This is a genomic window from Streptomyces sp. NBC_01092, from assembly GCF_045039535.1.
Classification (GTDB): domain Bacteria; phylum Actinomycetota; class Actinomycetes; order Streptomycetales; family Streptomycetaceae; genus Streptomyces.
Genome location: NZ_CP108659.1, coordinates 2,873,869 through 2,892,118 on the forward strand (window position 1 = coordinate 2,873,869; position 18,250 = coordinate 2,892,118).

Below are 18,250 nucleotides of genomic sequence, written 5' to 3' on the forward strand. Positions count from 1 at the left end.
GTCACTCCCGCGCCCGCCCCCACGCACGCCGCTTCGGCAACGGCGCCGCATAGCCCCCGACCCGGCTCGTCCGCAGCCCCAGTCCCACCAGCGACTCGGCGAGTTTCACGGCCGCGCCCACTCCGTCCACCACCGGCACCCCCAGCTTCTCTCCCACGGCCCGCTGCAACCCGGTCATGCCGGCGCACCCCAGCACCAGGACCTCGGCGCCCGCGTCCCGTACCCGCTCGGCGGCGGCCAGGAACGCGGCCTCCATGCGCACGGCGTCCTCCAGTTCCAGGACGCCGAGCCCCGTACCGACCACAGCGACGCAGTTGCGCCCCACCCCGGCCGTCTCCAGGCTGTCCTCGATCTGCCCGCGGGAGCGCTCCAGCGTGGTCACCACCCCGTAGCGCCGCCCGAGCAGGCAGGCGAGATGGGCCGCCGCCTCCGTGATGTCGACGACCGGTACGTCCACCAGCTCCCGGACGCCCTCTCGCCCGTGCTCCCCGAAGCCGGCCATGACGACCGCGTCGTACGCGGGGCCGTCGTACGTCCGCAGGACGTCCATCACGGCTGCCGCCGACAAATAGCTGTCCAGCCAGCCCTCCGCCGACTCGGGCCCCCACCGCGGCGTCAGTCCGAGCACGGTGGTGCCCGGGCCTGCCGCGGCCCGGGCACCTCGTACGATCTCCTCGGTCATCTCCTGCGTGGTGTTGCAGTTGGTGACGACGATCCGCACGTCCGTCAGACCTCCCGCGCCACGGACCCGGCGGCTTCGCGCTCACCGCGGCACAGCACCAGATACAGCCCCGCCCCCATCGCCGTACCGATGAACCACGAGTACGGCGCCACATCGCTGAACGTCGTCACCAGCGCCAGCACCGCCGCGACACCCGCCGCCGGCAGGAACGCCCACAGCGCCTTCGGGTTGACGCCCTTGCGGTAGTAGTAGCGCGAACCCGGCTCGGCGGAGAAGAGCTCGTCCACGTCCACCCTGCCGTGCTTCACCAGGTAGTAGTCGACCATGATCACGCCGAACAGCGGGCCCAGGAAGGCGCCGAGGCCGCCGAGGAAGTAGTTGACGACCGTCGGGTTCGAGAAGAGGTTCCACGGCGTCACCACCAGGGCCGCCACTGTGCTGATCATGCCGCCGACCTTGAAGGTGATCTTCTGCGGCCAGACATTGGCCAGGTCGTACGCCGGTGAGACGAAGTTCGCGACGATGTTGACGCCCATGGTGGCGATGGCGAACGTCAGCGCGGCCAGAACCAGCACCCAGGTGTTGCCGACCTTCGCCACCAGCTCGGCGGGATCCGTGATGGCCTCGCCGAACACCTCCAGCGAACCGGCCGTGACGATCACCGAGACGACCACAAACGCGGTGGAGTTGATGGGCAGGCCCCAGAAGTTGCCCTTGCGGACCGTGCGGTAGTCGGGCGCGAAGCGGGAGAAGTCGCAGAAGTTGAGCATCAGCGTGCCGTACGTGGCGAGGATCAGGCCGATCGCGCCGAACCACTGCCGCCACTGCTCACCGACGGACACCGGATGCGGGGTGGACGTGAGCGAGATCGTCCAGCCGGCCTTGGCGAGGACCCAGACCGCCAGCGCGATCATCACGACCCAGATCGCCGGGCCGCAGAAGTCCTGGAACTTGCGCACCGACTCCATGCCCTGGCTGATGATCAGCGCCTGGATCAGCCACAGGGAGAGGAACGACACCCAGCCGAGCGCGTGCAGGCCGAGGAAGGAGCTGTGCGTCCAGGACTCCAGGCCGGGCCAGGCGGCCAGCAGCATCACGTTCACGGCGACGGAGGCCAGATAGGTCTGGATGCCGTACCACATGATGGCGATGACGGCCCTGATCAGCGCCGGGATGTTGGCCCCCCAGACGCCGAAGCTGATGCGGCTGACCACCGGGAACGGGACGCCGTGGCGCTGGTCGATCCGGCCCATCCAGTTCATGCCGATGTAGATGAGCACGAAGCCGACGAGCAGGGACGTGAAGACCTGCCACACGTTCATGCCGAGGACCAGCAGACCGGCCGCGAACGTGTAGTTGCCGAGGTTGTGGACGTCGGACATCCACAGGGCGAAGAGGTCGAAGACCTTCCAGTTGCGCTTGTCCGCGGGCGCGAGGTCTTCGTTGGTGAGCCGGGGATCGGGGACGAACGCTGCTGTGCCGGTGGCTTCGGCACGGTCGGCGAGGGACACGGGGCCTCCAGGAGCGAGGGGACGGAGGAGGGCTGCTTTCCGGTCGCTTGGCTGCTTCGACAGGTCGAGCGATCCTTCGGCCTGTCGCGCTTTTGGTATACCAAACTGCGCTCATAGTCCTCCCGTCAACCGTTCTGACGGATATCGCTGCTGTTAACGCTTCGTAAATCGCGCCCGGCGTCGGCGAAGATGGCCCCATGACGAAGATCGAACCGCTCGGAGCGATCCGCGAGCGCGTCCTGGCCACGCTGCGGCAGGACATCATCGCGGGCCGCCTGCGTCCGGGCGATCGCCTGGTCGAGCGCGAACTCGCCGACCGCTTCGGGGTCTCCCGGGTGCCGGTCCGCGAGGCGATCCGGGCGCTGGTCGCCGAGGGGTTCGTCCACTTCGAGACGCCCCGCCGCACGGTCGTACGGCGGCTGACCCCCGCCGACGTCAAGGAACTCTTCGAACTGCGCGAGGCGTTGGAGGTGTACGCGGCCGGGCTCGCGGCGTCACGCGCGACGCAGGAGGACCTGGCGGAGCTGCGGGAGCTGCTGCGCACGGCGGCGAGCGCCACCGAGACCGGGGACGCCGAGCGGATCACCGACGTCAACACCCGGTTCCACAACAGGATCCTGGCCATGGCGGGCAACAGCCTGCTGACCTCGGTCATGGAGCCGGTCGACGGCCGCCTGCGCTGGCTCACCCGGCAGAACGAGGAATGGCCCCAACTCCTCACCGAACACCAGGAGTTGTACGAGGCCATCGCCTCCGGCGATCCCGCCCGCGCCCGCGCCCACACCCTCAGCCACGTGCAGGCCAACTACCGCTCGACGGTCCGCCACCTCTTCGGCGAGGACGAGGGGTCCGGCTAGGGCCCCGCGTACTTGTCCGTCGCCGCCACCAGCGCCTCGGCGACTCCCGGCGCTCCGGCGTCGTGTCCGACCTCGTCGATCATCACCAACTCGCTGCCGGGCCAGGCGTGATGGAGCCGCCACACGATGCCCAGCAGGTTCCCGAGGTCGAGGCTGCCCTGCACCAGCGTGCCCGGGATGCCCTTCAGCAGATGCGCGTCCCGCAGCACGACCCCCTCACCACCGGCGTCCAGGAAATGGCCGTTGCCCCAGTAATGCGTCACGGTCCGGGCGAAGCCCAGGCGGAACGCCGGGTCCTCGAACCGCTCCACCGAGCGCGCCGGCGCCGGGATGATCGCCGTCTCCCAGTCCGTCCAGGCCCGCGCCGCCCGCGCCCGCACGGCAGGGTCGGGCGACTCGATGAGCCGGTTGTACGCGGCGGCGAGATCACCGCCCCGCTCCCCGGCCGGCACCCCGCCCACGAACCGCTCGAACGCCTCCGGGAAGAGCCGCCCCAACCCCCTTGTCAGCAGGGCGACTTCGGGATCCGACCCGGTCGTGACCCCGGTCAGCACCAGCTCGGACACGACCGCCGGGTGCGTCTGCGCATACCGCAGCCCCAGCGCCGACCCCCATGACACACCCCACACGAGCCACCGCCCGATCCCCAGATGCCGCCGCAGCAGTTCCAGATCGGCGATGAGACGATCCGTCGTGTTGACGCTCATGTCCGTCTCGTAGGCGCTCGCGTGCGGCGTCGAGCGCCCGCATCCACGCTGGTCCAGCAGCACGATCCGGTACGCGGCCGGATCGAACAGCCGCCGGAAGTACGGGGTGCAGCCGGACCCCGGCCCGCCGTGCAGCACGAGCGCGGGCTTGCCGTGCGGGTTTCCGCAGGTCTCCCAGTGGACGCGGTTGCCGTCGCCGACATCGAGCATGCCGTGGTCGTACGGTTCGATCTCCGGGTAGAGGCGGCCCATACGGGCACCCTAACGACCCTACGACCGCTGCCGCCCCCTCATTTCAGCCCCGCCGCCTGCGCCGCCGTGCCCAGCACCTCCCGCAGCATCGCGGGCGTGAGCTTCCCGGTGAAGGTGTTGCGCTGGCTGACGTGGAAGCACCCGAAGAGGGCCAGACCGTCAAGGGCGACCCTCGCCCCGTGCGCGAACGCCGGCCGCGGCCGGGGCACGCTCCACCCCGCCTCCACCAGCGCGGGCAAGGTCGCCTGCCAGCCGAAGGCGCCCAGTACGACGACCGCCCGCAGCGTCGGCCGCAGCAGCCGCAGCTCCTGCACGAGCCAGGGACGGCAGGTCTCCCGCTCCCCGGGGGTGGGCTTGTTCGCGGGCGGGGCGCAGTGCACGGGGGCTGTGACGCGGACGCCGTACAGCTCCAGGCCGTCCCCGACGGCCACCGAGGTGGGCTGCGAGGCGAGGCCCACGTCGTACAGGGCCTGATACAACACGTCACCGGAGCGGTCGCCGGTGAACATCCGGCCGGTGCGGTTGCCGCCGTGGGCGGCCGGGGCGAGCCCGACGATCAGCAGCGGGGCGTCCGGCGGGCCGAAGCCGGGCACAGGGCGGGCCCAGTACGTCTGGCCGGCGAAGGCGGCGCGCTTGGTGCGGGCCACCTCCTCCCGCCAGTCGACCAGCCGCGGGCAGGCCCGGCAGTCCGAAACCCGCAGGTCGAGATCGGTGAGGGCGTCCACAGCTCCACGGTAGGCCGTGCCGGATCCGTGCGGGGACTAAGGTCGAGGCATGGCTTCCGAGGATGACGAGGCGACGCGCGGCAGCGCGGACGAGACACGGCGACCGGACGAGGCACAGCGGCCGGAAGAGGCACAGGGGCCGAACACCGAGCAGGCCGTCGACCCGAAGATCGCCGCCGCCGTGGCCGCGGCCGAGGCCGCCGCTGCGCACAGCGGCGAGTCCGTGCGGATCGACAGCTGGATCTGGGCCGTACGTCTGGTCAAGACCCGCTCCATGGGCGCCACCGCCTGCAAGGGCGGACACGTCCGCGTGAACGGCCAGAACGTGAAGCCCTCCCATGCCCTGCACGTCGGTGACGAGGTGCGGCTGCGGCACGAGAACCGGGAGCGGATCGTCATCGTCAAGCAGCTCATCCGCAAGCGGGTCGGCCCCCCGGTGGCGGCCCAGTGCTACGTCGACAACTCGCCCCCTCCCCCGCCGCGCGAGGCCGTCGCCCCGGCCGGCATCCGCGACCGTGGCACGGGCCGCCCGACCAAGCGGGACCGGCGCGAACTGGAACGCCTGCGCGGCCTCATGGGCGGCGGCGCGGGACACCCCCACGGAGGCTGACATACGACGGCGGCGTCCGGCGGGCCGAAAAGGCCCGGGCCGGACGCCACCGATACCGTCGGTCACGCACGCCGTCAGGTCACGTACACCGTCGGGTCACGCACACCGCCAGGTCACGCGCGTCGCCGCACCAACCGCAGCAGATCCCCGTTCGACCTCCGCCGTGCCCAGGCGATCAGGGCGAGCGGCAGGATCAGGATGAGTGGCGTAGCCGCGTTCTCGCCGTCGAAGGCGGTGATCGTGACGACGAACGCGCCCACCATCAGCGCGCTCAGCGCCATCGCCGCAACCGACTGGAGCACCGGGATCAACAGCGCCACAGCACCGGCCAGTTCGAGCGCGCCGATGGTGTACATCCCCGCGCTGCCCCAGCCGAGCTCGTCGAACATCTCGGCGGCCGACGGGTGCGCGATCAGCTTGGGCAGCGCACTGGCGACGGCGTAGAAGAGGGCGAGCAGGATCTGAAGACCGCGCAGGGCGATCCGGGCACGGCGGCCGCGCGCGGTCGCGGACTCGGCGATGACGGTGCGGGACGTGGGGGAGGCGGCTGCGGTGACGGAGGCGGTGGTCTCGGACATGGGGGTCTCCTGTGTTCAGCGGTCCGTGGTGCTGTCACAGAGGTAGACCGGCGCTCCCTGTCGAACTCATCGCCGTACGACGGAACTTCAGCCGTTGCTGTCGAACGGCAGCCAGCCGTGCCCGATGTACCAGTGCCCGCCCGCCCGCAGATGGTCCCCGACGGCCCGCTCCACGGCCGTACGGCGCGGCAGGCCCTCGATCGGCAACTCCGGGTCGCCGAAGACGAATTGGACCGGCTCGGTGTCGGCCGGCTCGCGGTCCTCGCGGGTGAGGCGGAAACGCTCCTGGAACCGGACGATGTTGGAGTCCCCGGGAAGGTACTTCCTCAGCTGATCGTCCAGCAGCCAGGAGTGGCACATGGCCACCCGGTACCGCTCCCGCGGAAAGTGCAGCGCGAAGAACTCCCGGGCCCGCGCCAGGGAACGGTCGACCGCGGGCGGGGACATCGGCCCCAGGAAGTCGGGTATGTGCACATTGAGGCAGAGCGAGTCCGGACCGACGTCGAGCCCGGCCGCCGCGAGCCGCGTCCCCGCGCGCTGGCCGAGCCGCGCCCGCTCGAACTGCAGCCGGCCCAGCTGGTACAGCTCCCCGCGGAAGTGATGGATGAGCCACCACGGCGCCTGCACGCCGGCCCGGCCGTACCGCCTGCGGTGCACGGCCATGTTCCGCCCGAGGTCGGCGAGGGTGCGCCGGGAGACGTCGGCCGGGATGCCGTGCTCGCGGTGGTAGGCGCGGGTGTACGGCAGCGCCGCGACGAACACGTACACCGGGAAGCAGCGCTGCAGGGGACCCGCGGCCCAGTCGAGGTCGGGCAGATCGACCGGGCCGCCGACCTGGCCCATCCCCCGGACGAGCTCGTCGACGGACCGCTCCAGGAACGGCCGCAGCTCCGGGTCGTCCGTCACGCGCCGGCCCATCCGTACGAGGTCGTTGATGTCCTCATGGGGTACGGAGAGGTCGAGCAGCACCTCGGCCAGTTCATCGGTGTCCGGCAGCACTGGGCCCCCTGCGGGAAGAACGAGGAGAACGAGGAGTACGTTTCAAGAAGGAGTGGTGATCCGGATGCGTACGGGCAGTGAGCCTACGACGGCGCGCAGTGCACTGCGGGCCCGTTTCTGGCTGTGCGTGTGGGGCGTGCTCTGGGCGATCTTCGGTACCACCGCGTTCGCCCTGGCGGGACGCCCCGGCTGGGCGGTGGCCTGCGGGGTGCTGTGGCTGGTGATCACGATCGACATGACCATGGTGCTGCGGCACATCCACCAGGGACCGCACTACCAGCCGGGACGCGACATCCCGCCGTACCGCCCGCCCGAGAACCGTCCCTACCGTCCGCCGGGACCACGGCAGAACCGCCCGCATTGGCCACCGGGGAACCGTCACCCCTAGCCGCACCGAGAGCCGTCACCCCAGTCGCCGCTCACCCGTCGAACCGTGCCGCCTTCAGGTACTGCGGGTTCGGGTCGAGCGCGGCCGCCAGCCGGAAGTGACGCTGGGCCTGTCCGGCCCTGCCCTGCCGTTCGTAGGTGCGGGCGAGCGCGAAGTGCGCGAACGCGTTGTCCGGCTCGCGCTCCAGGACGATCGTGAACTCCAGCTCGGCGGGCCGCAGTTGCGCGGCGGCGAAGAAGGCACGCGCGCGCAGCAGCCGGGCGGCGGTGTTCTCGGGGTGCACGGCGATGACCTCGTCGAGCAGCTTCACCGCGCCCCGCGGGTCCCGCGCGGCGAGCAGCTGCTCGGCGGCGCGGAAGTCGATGACATGCGTCTCCGGAGTACGTCCGGTCGATCCGCTGGTCTCGGGCACGGCAGAGTCCTTCCCTCACTGCGAGGGTTCAACGCGCGAACGGAGCAGGGCTATTCCTGGGGCGATCGGGCGGGCCGGTCCTCATGTGCCCCGTGAGCCCGGCGCACGAGCTCGTCCCATACGTCCTTGACGCGGCGCTGAAGCTCCTCCAGTGGTACGTCGTTGTCGATGACGATGTCCGCAATGTCGAGCCGCTGGTCACGCGTCGCCTGCGCGGCCATGCGCGCGCGTGCGTCCGCCTCGGTCATGCCGCGCAGCCGGACCAGGCGATCGACCTGGGTCTCGGGGGCGGCATCGACGACGACCACGAGGTCGTACAGCGGCGCCAGGCCGTTCTCGGTGAGGAGCGGGACGTCGTGGATGATGACGGCGTCCTCGGCGGCGGCCTCCTCCAGCTCGCGGGAGCGGGCGCCGACGAGGGGGTGCACGATCGAGTTCAGCACGGCGAGCCGGTCGGCGTCCGCGAACACGATGGAACCCAGCTTGGGCCGGTCCAGGCTGCCGTCCGCGGCCAGCAGATCCTCGCCGAACGCCTCCACGACGGAGGCGAGACCGGGGGTGCCCGGTGCGACGACCTCCCGTGCGATCCGGTCCGCGTCGATCAGCACGGCGCCGTGCTCCACGAGCAGCCGCGACACCTCGCTCTTACCGGCGCCGATACCGCCGGTCAGGCCCACCTTCAGCATGACGGACAGCTTAGGTCCTGCCACTGACAGCGCACCGGGCAGGACCGGCCCTGCCGCTCAGCCGTCGCCCTCCCGCTCGGCCAGGAACCTCTCGAACTCCCGGCCGATCTCGTCCGCCGAGGGGATGTCCACCGGCTCGGCGAGCATGTTGCCCCGGGATTCGGCGCCGGCGACGGCGTCGTACTGGTGCTCCAGGCCCTCGACGAGGTTGGTGAGCTCCTCGTCGCCCTCGCGGATCTGGCGGTCGATCTCGTTCTGCGTGCGGTGCGCGTCGGTGCGCAGGGAGTGCGCGATGGCGGGCAGGACCAGTCCGGTCGCCGCGGTGACGGCCTCCAGGACGGTCAGGGCCGCGTCCGGGTACGGGGAGCGGGCGATGTAGTGCGGGACGTGCGCGGCGACACCCAGGACGTCGTGTCCGGCCTCCATCAGCCGGTACTCCACCAGGGACTCGGCGCTGCCGGGCACCTGCGCCTCGTCGAAGGGGCTGGTGTGGCCCGGGACGAGGTCGGTGCGGTTGCCGTGCGGGGTGAGGCCGACCGGGCGGGTGTGCGGGACGCCCATGGGGATGCCGTGGAAGTTCACCGACAGACGCACCCCGAGCCGCTCGACGATCTCCTTGACGGCGGCGGCGAAGCGCTCCCACTCCACGTCAGGCTCGGGCCCGGACAGCAGCAGGAAGGGCGCGCCGGTGGCGTCCTGCACGAGCCGCACCTCGATGGCGGGGTCCTCGTACTCGGCCCAGCGGTCGCGCTTGAACGTCAGCAGCGGTCGGCGGGCGCGGTAGTCCACCAGCCGGTCGTGGTCGAAGCGGGCGACGACCTGGTGGGGCAGCGAATCCAGCAGCCCGTCGACGATCTGGTCGCCGGTCTCACCCGCGTCGATGTATCCGTCGAAGTGGTAGAGCATGACAAGACCGGCCGACTCCTGGGCGAGCGCCATGTCCACCACGGCGAGGCCCTTCGGCTCCCATGCGTACAAACCCTGCGGATCAAGCACTGTGACCGCTCCTCCTCGTGTCCATACGTGACAACACCCTTACGGGCGGCGGCATTCCCGAGGAAGAAGCCCAAGATCATGAGAAGGGCACGGCCAACGCGCCCGCTCTTTTGGGGGCGCGGGGAACTGCGCGACAAGCCCCCACCGGCCCGCAGCCGAAAAGCGACCCACAAACGCCTGAGGGACCGCACCTCGAAAGGTACGGCCCCTCAGTCAACAGCTAAGCCTCAGCGGCCAGCGTTCAGCTCTGACCGCCCGCGAGCTTCTCGCGCAGCGCGGCAAGCGCCTCGTCCGAGGCCAGCGCACCGGAGTTGTCCGGGCCCTCGGAGGAGTACGAACCGCCGCCGCCACCCGCGGCCGGAGCCGCACCCGCAGCGTCGCCGCCCTCGGCCGCCGCAGCGGCGTCGGCCTCGCGGGACTTGATGACCTGCTGCTGGTGCTGCTCGAAGCGGGTCTGCGCCTCGGCGTACTGGTTCTCCCACACCTCGCGCTGAGCCTCGAAGCCCTCGAGCCAGTCGTTGGTCTCGGGGTCGAAGCCCTCGGGGTAGATGTAGTTGCCCTGGTCGTCGTACGACGCGGCCATGCCGTACAGGGTCGGGTCGAACTCGACCGAGGCCGGGTCGGCACCGAAGGACTCGTTGGCCTGCTTCAGCGAGAGGCTGATGCGACGACGCTCGAGGTCGATGTCGATGACCTTGACGAAGATCTCGTCGTTGACCTGGACGACCTGCTCCGGGATCTCCACGTGGCGCTCGGCCAGCTCGGAGATGTGGACCAGACCCTCGATGCCCTCGTCCACGCGGACGAACGCACCGAACGGAACCAGCTTCGTGACCTTGCCGGGCACGACCTGGCCGATCTGGTGGGTGCGGGCGAACTGCTGCCACGGGTCTTCCTGGGTCGCCTTCAGCGACAGGGAGACGCGCTCGCGGTCCATGTCGACGTCGAGGACCTCGACGGTGACTTCCTGGCCGACCTCGACAACCTCGGACGGGTGGTCGATGTGCTTCCAGGACAGCTCGGAAACGTGGACCAGACCGTCGACGCCACCCAGGTCCACGAAGGCACCGAAGTTGACGATCGAGGAGACGACGCCGGAACGGACCTGACCCTTCTGGAGGGTCGTGAGGAACGTCTGGCGGACCTCGGACTGGGTCTGCTCCAGCCAGGCACGGCGGGACAGGACCACGTTGTTGCGGTTCTTGTCCAGCTCGATGATCTTGGCCTCGAGCTCCTTGCCCACGTAGGGCTGGAGGTCGCGAACACGGCGCATCTCGACCAGGGAGGCCGGGAGGAAGCCGCGGAGGCCGATGTCGAGGATGAGACCACCCTTGACGACCTCGATGACGGTACCGGTGACGATCCCGTCCTCTTCCTTGATCTTCTCGATGGTGCCCCAGGCACGCTCGTACTGGGCGCGCTTCTTCGAGAGGATCAGGCGGCCTTCCTTGTCCTCCTTCTGGAGAACAAGGGCTTCGATCTCGTCACCGACGGCGACGACCTCGTTCGGGTCGACGTCGTGCTTGATCGAGAGCTCGCGGCTCGGGATAACGCCTTCGGTCTTGTAACCGATGTCGAGCAGGACCTCGTCCCGGTCGACCTTCACGATGACGCCGTCGACGATGTCGCCGTCGTTGAAGTACTTGATCGTCTCGTCGATCGCGGCGAGGAAGGCTTCCTCGTTACCGATGTCGTTGACCGCTACCTGCGGGGTGGTGGCGGTGGTCTCGGTGCTGCTCGTCATGTGGGAAAGGGCTCCGGTACGGACATTGAAGTCGTAGGTACTGCTTACGCCGGGAGCCCGTTTCGCTCTGAAGAAGCCGGACAGCCAAGGAAGCGCCACACAAAACAAACGGTGGCGCCTCGAAAACCGAGGGGACATACAACAGATGCGAGCGCGACCTGCTACGTCTGAGGTGCGCAGGCCCGCAGCGCAACTTGTAGCATACGGGGGCAGCCGGGCAGGGTCAATGCGCGAAGCCGCACACCCGGGGCGGATCGCCCCATACCCGGCACAAAACCTGTCTCTTGAGGCCACGTGGGCCTTGGGCAGTCCCTTTCGTGACACCGCCGCGAGGGGCAGCGCCATTCAGGTGACGGAAGAGTACGACGAGGGAGCCGATCATCCAAGAGCCCGTATCGCCCGAGATCGCGTCCGACGTGTCGGCCGATGTCTCCGGCGCCACTGACACCTCCGACGACTCCTTCGAACCGGAGGCCACCCGGCGTCAGGCCGATGTCGCCGAGAGTTCCCGTGCCAACCGGGGCTGGTGGGACCGCAACGCGGACGAGTACCAGGTCGAGCACGGCACGTTCCTCGGCGACGACCGTTTCGTGTGGTGCCCCGAGGGCCTCGACGAGGTGGAGGCCGAGCTGCTCGGCCCGCCGGAGGACCTCAAGGGCAAGGCGGTCCTGGAGATAGGCGCCGGCGCCGCGCAGTGCTCGCGCTGGCTGGCCGCGCAGGGGGCCCGCCCGGTCGCCCTGGACCTCTCCCACCGCCAGCTCCAGCACGCGTTGCGCATCGGAGGCGCGTTCCCCCTGGTGTGCGCCGACGCGGGCGCCCTTCCCTTCGCCGACGCCTCCTTCGACCTGGCGTGCTCGGCGTACGGCGCGCTGCCGTTCGTCGCCGACCCGGTGCTGGTCCTCAAAGAGGTGCGCCGCGTGCTGCGCCCCGGCGGTCGCTTCGTCTTCTCCGTCACCCACCCGATCCGCTGGGCGTTCCCCGACGAGCCGGGTCCGGAGGGCCTGTCCGTCGCCGCCTCCTACTTCGACCGCACGCCTTACGTGGAGCAGGACGACGAGGGCCGCGCGGTGTACGTCGAGCATCACCGCACGATCGGCGACCGGGTGCGGGACGTCGTGGCCGCCGGGTTCCGGCTGGTGGACCTGGTCGAGCCGGAGTGGCCGGCCTGGAACAGCTCGGAGTGGGGCGGCTGGTCGCCGCTGCGCGGGAACCTGATTCCGGGGACGGCGATCTTCGTCTGCGTACGAGACTGAGAGCGTGATCCGTTACGACGCTCTGGACGTTCTGCCCGTACGCGCCGCCCTGCCCGGCCTGACCGACGCCCTGGACGCGCACGGCACGGCGGTGCTCGTCGCGCCGCCCGGCACCGGCAAGACGACGCTGGTGCCGCTGGCGCTGGCGGGGCTGCTCGGCGAGGGGCCGACCCGGCGGGTCGTCGTCGCGGAGCCGCGGCGGATCGCGGCCCGGGCCGCCGCACGGCGGATGGCGTGGCTGCTGGGCGAGAAGGTCGGCGAGAGCGTCGGCTACACCGTGCGCGGGGAGCGCGTCGTCGGTCGCCGCGCGCGCGTGGAGGTCGTCACGACCGGGGTGCTGCTCCAGCGCCTTCAGCGCGACCAGGAGCTCGCGGGCGTGGACGTGGTGGTGCTCGACGAGTGCCACGAGCGGCATCTGGACGCGGACACGGTGGCGGCGTTCCTGTGCGACGTACGGCAGACGCTGCGGCCGGAGCTGCGGCTGGTGGCCGCGTCGGCGACGACGGACGCGCAGGGGTGGGCGCGGCTGCTGGGCGACGCGCCGGTGGTCGAGGCCGAGGGCACCTCGCACCCCGTGGAGATGGTGTGGGCGCCGCCGACGCGTCCCGTACGGCCGCCGCACGGCATGCGGGTCGACCCGGCGCTGCTGACGCATGTGGCGTCGACGGTCCGGCGGGCGCTGGCCGAGCGGGCGGGGGACGTGCTGTGTTTCCTGCCCGGCGTGGGCGAGATCGCGCGGGTGGCCGGGCAGCTGGGGGCTCTCGGGGACGTCGAGGTGCTCCAGGTGCACGGACGGGCGCCGGCGGCCGTGCAGGACGCGGTGCTGGCCGGCGGGGAGCGGCGCCGGGTGGTGCTGGCGACATCGGTGGCGGAGTCGTCGCTGACCGTCCCCGGGGTGCGTGTGGTCGTCGACTCCGGGCTGGCGCGGGAGCCCCGCGTCGACCACGCGCGCGGGCTGAGCGCGCTGGCGACGGTACGGGCGTCGCAGGCGGCCGGGCGGCAGCGGGCGGGGCGGGCCGGGCGGGAGGCGCCGGGCGCGGTGTACCGCTGCTGGGCGGAGGCCGAGGACGCGCGTCTGCCGCGTTTCCCGTCGCCGGAGATCAAGGTGGCCGACCTGACGGCGTTCGCGTTGCAGGCGGCGTGCTGGGGCGATCCCCAGGCCGATGGCCTTGCGCTGCTCGATCCGCCGCCGGGCGGGGCGATGGCGGCGGCGAGGAGCGTCCTTGCGGCCATCGGGGCGGTGGACTCCGACGGGCGGGCCACGGCACGGGGCGGCGCGCTGGCCCGGCTGGGCCTGCATCCCCGGCTGGGGCGGGCGCTGCTGGACACGTCCGGCGCCGGTGCCGAGGTGGTCGCGCTGCTGAGCGAGGAGGCCCCGAGGGAGTACGGGGACGACCTGGCTGCCGCGCTGCGGGCGGCCCGGCGGGGCGGTGACGCCTATGCGGGGCGGTGGCGGGCGGAGGTGCGGCGGTTGCGGGCGAGCGGCGAGAGCGCGCGGACGCAGGGTGTGGGGGACCGCTCCGGGGCGCACGGCGGGGACGACCGCACCGCGGGCCTCGTGGCCGCCCTCGCCTTCCCCGAGCGCGTCGCCAAGGCCGACGGCGGTTCCTACCTCATGGCGTCCGGCACGCGCGCCGAACTGCGTGACGGCAGCCCCCTGCGCGGTGCCCCGTGGATCGCCGTGGCCGTGGCGGACCGTCCGGTCGGCAAGGGGCACGCACGCGTGCAGCTCGCCGCGGCGGTGGACGAGGACACGGCCCGCTCGGCGGCGTCCTCGCTGTACGACGAGGGCCAGGAGGTGCACTGGGCCGACGGGGACGTCGTCGCGCGGCGGGTCGAGCGGCTCGGGGCGATCGAGCTCGCGGTGCGGCACCTGAAGGACGCCGACCCCGTCCTCGTACGCGACGCGCTCCTCGAAGGGCTGCGGCAGGACGGGCTCGGTCTGTTGCGCTGGTCGTCCGACGCCGTCGTACTGCGGCAGCGGCTCGCGTTCCTGCACCTGCGCCTCGGGGAGCCGTGGCCCGACGTCCGCGACGACGCGCTGCACGCGCGCGTGGACGAGTGGCTGGAGCCCGAGCTGGGGCGGGCCCGGCGGCGGGGCGACCTGGCGCGGATCGACGCCGGGGAGACGCTCGTACGGCTGCTGCCGTGGGCTTCGGGGGACGCCGGACGGCTCGACGAGCTGGCCCCGGAGCGGATCACCGTACCCAGTGGGTCCAGGATCCGGATCGACTACGGCAATCCCGAACAGCCCGTGCTCGCCGTGAAGCTGCAGGAGATGTTCGGCCTGCACGAGTCGCCGAGGGTCGCCGGGGTGCCGCTCCTCGTCCATCTGCTCTCCCCCGCCGGGCGCCCCGCGGCCGTCACCGCCGACCTCGCCTCCTTCTGGAAGGACGGCTACCACGGCGTACGGGCGGAGCTGCGCGGTCGCTATCCGAAGCATCCGTGGCCCGAGGATCCGGCCGGCGCCGAGCCGACCCGGCACACCAACGCCCGGCTCAGGCGCTGACCGGCTCCGGCTCGGTGTCCCTCGTCGGTTCCGGGTCGCGGGGGCGACGGCCGCGTGCCTCCAGGTAGAGGGACAGCGCGAGGAGAAGGATGCCCAGGGTCAAAAAGCCCCAGGGCAGGTACGACGTCATCAGCAGGACCAGGGTGCGGTTGGACTTGACCAGGTCGACCGTGCTGTCGATGTAGTCCTCGCGCATCTTCACGTGGCCGGCGAAGGCCGTCACCTTGTCGCGGCCGCCGAGGAGGGTCCCGCCCCGCAGTTCCTCCTTGTGGATCTCCTCGCCGTAGACGGGGGCGCCGGTGAGCGGTTCGACCCAGAACTTGCGGACGGTGGTGTACCAGATGGTCGTGCCGGTCTTGGCGACCGACTCCGGTGTGATGCCCTCGACCGGCATCGTCTTGGGGAACCTCACCTTGGTCCACGGGATGGTCTGCTCGAAGTAGTAGACCTCGACGCCGCGGAAGTCCTGGGTGCCCTTGTAGTGGATGGGGGCGGTGATCCGGGCCTGGGCGTCGAAGTACTCGTAGTCCCGCTTCTCCGTCAGGAAGGGCCACTTGAACTCGATGCCCTGCCGTTTGACCGGATCGCCGTCGACCATCTCGCCGGTGGCATGGACGGGTTCCTGGGTGTGGGCGTCGAAGATGTAGCGCTCGGGGATCTTGGAGACCATCTTGCCGTCTGGGCCCTGGACATAGGACAGGCCGTCCCAGACGACGACGTCCTTCCCGGCCGTCCGCTCGATCTTCTCCGACTCCTCGACGTTGCCCTTCAGCGTCTGCACGATGGTGACCTTGGGGACCTTGCGGGCCTTCATCGTGCCGTAGTCGAGGAGGGTCGCGTCCTTCGCCTCCAGGACCATGTCCTGGTACTGGCCGGGCGGGATCTTGGCCAGGCGCGGGAAGGCGTACCAGCGCAGCAGCGGGGACAGGGCCGCGAAGAACACGGCGAGGGCGAGCAGGATCAGGCCGGCCTTGCGGCGCATCTCGGCCTCCCTCCCGGACGGGCGGTTACGGGTGTGCGGGCACCGTCGTCAGCAGCGGCTTCGGGGAGGTCTCGCCCGCCGGTGAGCCCATCGCGGTGAGCGCGAGGACCAGGGCGAGCGCGGCGGCGAGACCGGTCGCGGCGGCGATCAGGGCGCGCATACGGGCCTCCCGGAACCCCGGAGCTGATTCGTCCGGCACATCTGATACATCGTCAGGTTCGGCACCGTAGCAATGCGCGGGCGAGATGAGAACACGTTGCACACAGACGAAGGGCGCTCCGTCCGCCGCCTGCGGAGGAGCGCCCTTCGTTCGGAAGCCGGTGGCGCTACGCGCTCGGGCTCGGGCTCGGGCTGGCCGAGCCGGACGCCGGGTCCGTCGGGGTCGGGCTGGGCGACGTCTCGGCCGCGGCCACCTTGAGCTCGACGGTCAGGGTGGCACCGCCCGCGGTGTTGATGCGGAGCAGGAACGTGCCGGTCGCGTCGTCGGCGTACAGCTTCGGCAGCTTGAGCAGGCCGTCCGCGTCCGTCGTCAGGCCGGTCAGGGTGCGCACGGCCTTGCCGTCGGCGTCCTTGAAGAAGGGGCCCTTGTCGTTCTCGGCCGGGTCGTCCGCCGATTTGATGAGCGTGGCGGTGGCCGCGACCTTGTCCGCGACGGCGCCCTTGTAGGTCGCCTTCACCTCGACCTGGTCGGCGAACTCGCCGCCCGGGGTGCAGGTCAGCGCGGTGTCGCTGGTGCGGGCCAGCGCGTCGGCGGCGCGCTCGGTGACGGTGGCCCTGTAGTCGAGACCGGCGATCGTGCGGCCGACGACGGTGACGCGGACGACGAACTCGCCGGTGTTCTCGCCCGCCTTGAGCGCGGGCGCCAGCGCCTCACCGGTGCCGCCGGTGAGGACGGTGGCGTACTTCTCACCGGTGCTGAAGGTCGCGTCGGTGGCGCCGATGATCGTGAAGCGGACCCGGACCTTGGGAACTGCCTTGCCGGCCTTGGTCTCGGCGCGCGCGGAGATCTTCTCGGCGAAGGTATCGCCCGCCATCGCGCTGAGCTTGGCGGTGCCCGCGTCCTCCAGGTGGTCGACCGTGTCGGTGGGGGTGGGAGGCGTCGTGCCGGGCGGGGTCGTGCTCGGCGGGGTCGGCTCGGGGCTCGGGGAGCCGCCGTTGTCGCCGGGCTTGAGGCTGCTCGGTGTCGTCGGCGTGCTGGGCGCCGACGGCGTGGCGGGCGTCGTCGGTGTCGGGCTCGCGGCAGCCGTGTCGTCGCTGCGGTCGGACGGGAGGGTGCCCGTGCCGTCCGGGACCTCGTGGGTGCCCTTGCGGTAGTACTCCAGCCACGTCAGGACGAGGTTGAGGTAGTCCTGCGAGTTGTTGTAGCTGAGGATCGCGCTGTCGAGGTCGCCCTTGGTGGACAGGTCCCAGCCGAAGCGGCACAGATAGTGGCCGGCGGCGAGCGCGGCGTCGTAGACGTTGTTGGGGTCCTTCTTGCCGTCGCCGTTGCCGTCGCGGCCGGCCCACTCCCAGGTGGACGGGATGAACTGCATGGGGCCGACGGCACGGTCGTAGCGGCTGTCGCCGTCGTAGGCGCCGCCGTCGGTGTCGCTGATGTTCGCGAAGCCCAGGCCGTTGAGCTGCGGGCCGAGGATCGGGGAGGTCGTGGTGCCGGCGGCGTCGACGCGGCCGCCGCGGGCCTGGCCCGACTCGACCTTGCCGATCGCGGCGAGGAGCTCCCAGGGGAGGTTGCAGCCGGGCTTGGCCGACTGGAGGGCCGTCGCGGCCTTCTTGTAGGCGTCGAGAACGGTCGCGGGGATGCCCGCCTCGCTCTCGCCCTGGGCGACGGGGGTGCCGGTGGTGGGCGAGGGGTTGGGGCTCTTGAGCGGCGGCAGGTCCGTGTAGTACGGCGAGTTGCCGGTCGCGCTGTTCTCGGCGGGCGTGTCTGGTGAGGGCTGGGTGCCGGTGGTGATCTTTCTGCCGGCGTCGTCGGTCATCACTCCCGGAGCCTGCGACGCGGCCAGTGCCGCGACCACGACCGCGGCGACCGTGGTGTTCACCGCGCCCTTGCGGAGCCTGCCGAATTGCGCCGCCATGAAATGGACCCCTCCCGTGGACGCCCGAGCGCCCATCTGTCTGCCGAGCTCGCCGTGCTCGCCCATGTAGTGACGATCGACTCGCCGCGACAGTTGCCCTCGCGGCACACCTTCGTCGCTGTTCATCTGTTCGACCGCACGTCCCCCGGTGCGGCGACCCAGGCGACCCTACGACAACTTCCTTTGCACGGTCACCCGTTGGCGCCCGATTTTTACCGCTTGGCCATGTGAGAGCTGTCCGTCGTATGCCCCTCATACTGGCTAGTCCGACGATCTGGATCGAC

Annotated in this window: 18 protein-coding genes; 5 read left to right on the plus strand and 13 right to left on the minus strand. The window is 71.1% G+C overall.

Features of this window, described 5'->3' with window-relative positions; genetic code table 11:
* Position 1 precedes the first annotated feature (1 nt).
* Both OG254_RS12830 and OG254_RS12835 read right to left on the minus strand, forming a co-directional pair.
* Positions 2 to 721, minus strand: coding sequence for an aspartate/glutamate racemase family protein (locus OG254_RS12830; RefSeq protein WP_405580844.1), 720 nt, complete (start codon positions 719 to 721; stop codon positions 2 to 4).
* Positions 722 to 726: 5 nt separating this feature from the next.
* Positions 727 to 2,193: an NCS1 family nucleobase:cation symporter-1 gene (locus OG254_RS12835; protein ID WP_405580846.1), complete on the minus strand. Its 1,467-nt coding sequence runs from the start codon at positions 2,191 to 2,193 to the stop codon at positions 727 to 729.
* A 197-nt stretch (positions 2,194 to 2,390) separates the two neighbouring features.
* Between OG254_RS12835 and OG254_RS12840 the strand changes: the two genes are divergently transcribed.
* Complete coding sequence (locus OG254_RS12840; RefSeq protein ID WP_405580848.1) at positions 2,391 to 3,050, plus strand: GntR family transcriptional regulator; 660 nt, start codon at positions 2,391 to 2,393, stop codon at positions 3,048 to 3,050.
* Here the strand turns inward: OG254_RS12840 and pip are convergent.
* Entirely contained in the window at positions 3,047 to 4,009 is a 963-nt protein-coding gene (gene pip, locus OG254_RS12845) for a prolyl aminopeptidase (RefSeq protein ID WP_405580850.1), read from the minus strand. The two genes, OG254_RS12840 and pip, sit on opposite strands and share 4 nt — an antisense overlap.
* Before the next feature lie 38 nt (positions 4,010 to 4,047).
* Complete coding sequence (locus tag OG254_RS12850) at positions 4,048 to 4,734, minus strand: uracil-DNA glycosylase (RefSeq protein WP_405580852.1); 687 nt, start codon at positions 4,732 to 4,734, stop codon at positions 4,048 to 4,050.
* 49 nt (positions 4,735 to 4,783) lie between these two features.
* Here OG254_RS12850 and OG254_RS12855 point away from each other — a divergent pair, with 49 nt between their 5' ends.
* Entirely contained in the window at positions 4,784 to 5,344 is a 561-nt protein-coding gene (locus OG254_RS12855; RefSeq protein ID WP_405580854.1) for an RNA-binding S4 domain-containing protein, read from the plus strand.
* Positions 5,345 to 5,457: 113 nt separating this feature from the next.
* On the opposite strand, the gene OG254_RS12860 is transcribed toward OG254_RS12855, so the two are convergent.
* Positions 5,458 to 5,922 (minus strand): DoxX family protein, encoded by a 465-nt coding sequence (locus OG254_RS12860; protein ID WP_405580856.1) that lies wholly within the window; start codon positions 5,920 to 5,922, stop codon positions 5,458 to 5,460.
* Positions 5,923 to 6,009: 87 nt separating this feature from the next.
* Positions 6,010 to 6,921, minus strand: coding sequence for an acyltransferase domain-containing protein (locus tag OG254_RS12865; RefSeq protein ID WP_405580859.1), 912 nt, complete (start codon positions 6,919 to 6,921; stop codon positions 6,010 to 6,012).
* A 64-nt stretch (positions 6,922 to 6,985) separates the two neighbouring features.
* Between OG254_RS12865 and OG254_RS12870 the strand changes: the two genes are divergently transcribed.
* Entirely contained in the window at positions 6,986 to 7,309 is a 324-nt protein-coding gene (locus OG254_RS12870) for a DUF6343 family protein (protein ID WP_405580862.1), read from the plus strand.
* 31 nt (positions 7,310 to 7,340) lie between these two features.
* On the opposite strand, the gene OG254_RS12875 is transcribed toward OG254_RS12870, so the two are convergent.
* From OG254_RS12875 to rpsA, 4 genes are all read right to left on the minus strand, one after another.
* Positions 7,341 to 7,721: a tetratricopeptide repeat protein gene (locus OG254_RS12875; protein ID WP_351193409.1), complete on the minus strand. Its 381-nt coding sequence runs from the start codon at positions 7,719 to 7,721 to the stop codon at positions 7,341 to 7,343.
* Between the two features lie 50 nt (positions 7,722 to 7,771).
* On the minus strand, positions 7,772 to 8,407 hold the full coding sequence (gene coaE, locus OG254_RS12880; protein WP_405580866.1) for a dephospho-CoA kinase: 636 nt from the start codon (positions 8,405 to 8,407) through the stop codon (positions 7,772 to 7,774).
* Between the two features lie 57 nt (positions 8,408 to 8,464).
* Positions 8,465 to 9,403: a PAC2 family protein gene (locus tag OG254_RS12885; protein ID WP_405580869.1), complete on the minus strand. Its 939-nt coding sequence runs from the start codon at positions 9,401 to 9,403 to the stop codon at positions 8,465 to 8,467.
* 241 nt (positions 9,404 to 9,644) lie between these two features.
* Positions 9,645 to 11,147 (minus strand): 30S ribosomal protein S1, encoded by a 1,503-nt coding sequence (rpsA, locus tag OG254_RS12890; protein WP_351193417.1) that lies wholly within the window; start codon positions 11,145 to 11,147, stop codon positions 9,645 to 9,647.
* Positions 11,148 to 11,551: 404 nt separating this feature from the next.
* On the opposite strand from rpsA, the gene OG254_RS12895 reads away from it, so the two are divergent.
* Both OG254_RS12895 and hrpB read left to right on the plus strand, forming a co-directional pair.
* Complete coding sequence (locus OG254_RS12895) at positions 11,552 to 12,400, plus strand: class I SAM-dependent methyltransferase (protein WP_405594965.1); 849 nt, start codon at positions 11,552 to 11,554, stop codon at positions 12,398 to 12,400.
* 4 nt (positions 12,401 to 12,404) lie between these two features.
* The gene (gene hrpB / locus OG254_RS12900) at positions 12,405 to 14,909 is read left to right on the plus strand and encodes an ATP-dependent helicase HrpB (protein WP_405580872.1); all 2,505 of its coding nucleotides are present in this window, start codon (positions 12,405 to 12,407) and stop codon (positions 14,907 to 14,909) included.
* Here the strand turns inward: hrpB and OG254_RS12905 are convergent.
* The 3 genes from OG254_RS12905 to OG254_RS12915 all read right to left on the minus strand — a co-directional run bounded on the left by OG254_RS12905 (position 14,899) and on the right by OG254_RS12915 (position 17,966).
* Positions 14,899 to 15,891: a DUF3068 domain-containing protein gene (locus OG254_RS12905; RefSeq protein WP_405580874.1), complete on the minus strand. Its 993-nt coding sequence runs from the start codon at positions 15,889 to 15,891 to the stop codon at positions 14,899 to 14,901. The two genes, hrpB and OG254_RS12905, sit on opposite strands and share 11 nt — an antisense overlap.
* Positions 15,892 to 15,916: 25 nt before the next feature.
* Positions 15,917 to 16,051 (minus strand): SPW_0924 family protein, encoded by a 135-nt coding sequence (locus OG254_RS12910; RefSeq protein ID WP_147996614.1) that lies wholly within the window; start codon positions 16,049 to 16,051, stop codon positions 15,917 to 15,919.
* 166 nt (positions 16,052 to 16,217) lie between these two features.
* Positions 16,218 to 17,966, minus strand: a complete 1,749-nt coding sequence (locus tag OG254_RS12915; protein ID WP_405580877.1) for a lytic transglycosylase domain-containing protein — start codon at positions 17,964 to 17,966, stop codon at positions 16,218 to 16,220.
* Positions 17,967 to 18,250 lie beyond the last annotated feature (284 nt).

Bases quoted from the DNA above. Each gene is read 5' to 3' on its own strand.
- OG254_RS12860 (WP_405580856.1), bottom strand. From the start codon at position 5,922: ATGTCCGAGACCACCGCCTCCGTCACCGCAGCCGCCTCCCCCACGTCC.
- OG254_RS12910 (WP_147996614.1), bottom strand. From the start codon at position 16,051: ATGCGCGCCCTGATCGCCGCCGCGACCGGTCTCGCCGCCGCGCTCGCC.
- coaE (WP_405580866.1), bottom strand. From the start codon at position 8,407: ATGCTGAAGGTGGGCCTGACCGGCGGTATCGGCGCCGGTAAGAGCGAG.
- pip (WP_405580850.1), bottom strand. From the start codon at position 4,009: ATGGGCCGCCTCTACCCGGAGATCGAACCGTACGACCACGGCATGCTC.
- OG254_RS12905 (WP_405580874.1), bottom strand. From the start codon at position 15,891: ATGCGCCGCAAGGCCGGCCTGATCCTGCTCGCCCTCGCCGTGTTCTTC.
- OG254_RS12855 (WP_405580854.1), top strand. From the start codon at position 4,784: ATGGCTTCCGAGGATGACGAGGCGACGCGCGGCAGCGCGGACGAGACA.
- OG254_RS12915 (WP_405580877.1), bottom strand. From the start codon at position 17,966: ATGGCGGCGCAATTCGGCAGGCTCCGCAAGGGCGCGGTGAACACCACG.
- OG254_RS12870 (WP_405580862.1), top strand. From the start codon at position 6,986: ATGCGTACGGGCAGTGAGCCTACGACGGCGCGCAGTGCACTGCGGGCC.
- OG254_RS12840 (WP_405580848.1), top strand. From the start codon at position 2,391: ATGACGAAGATCGAACCGCTCGGAGCGATCCGCGAGCGCGTCCTGGCC.
- rpsA (WP_351193417.1), bottom strand. From the start codon at position 11,147: ATGACGAGCAGCACCGAGACCACCGCCACCACCCCGCAGGTAGCGGTC.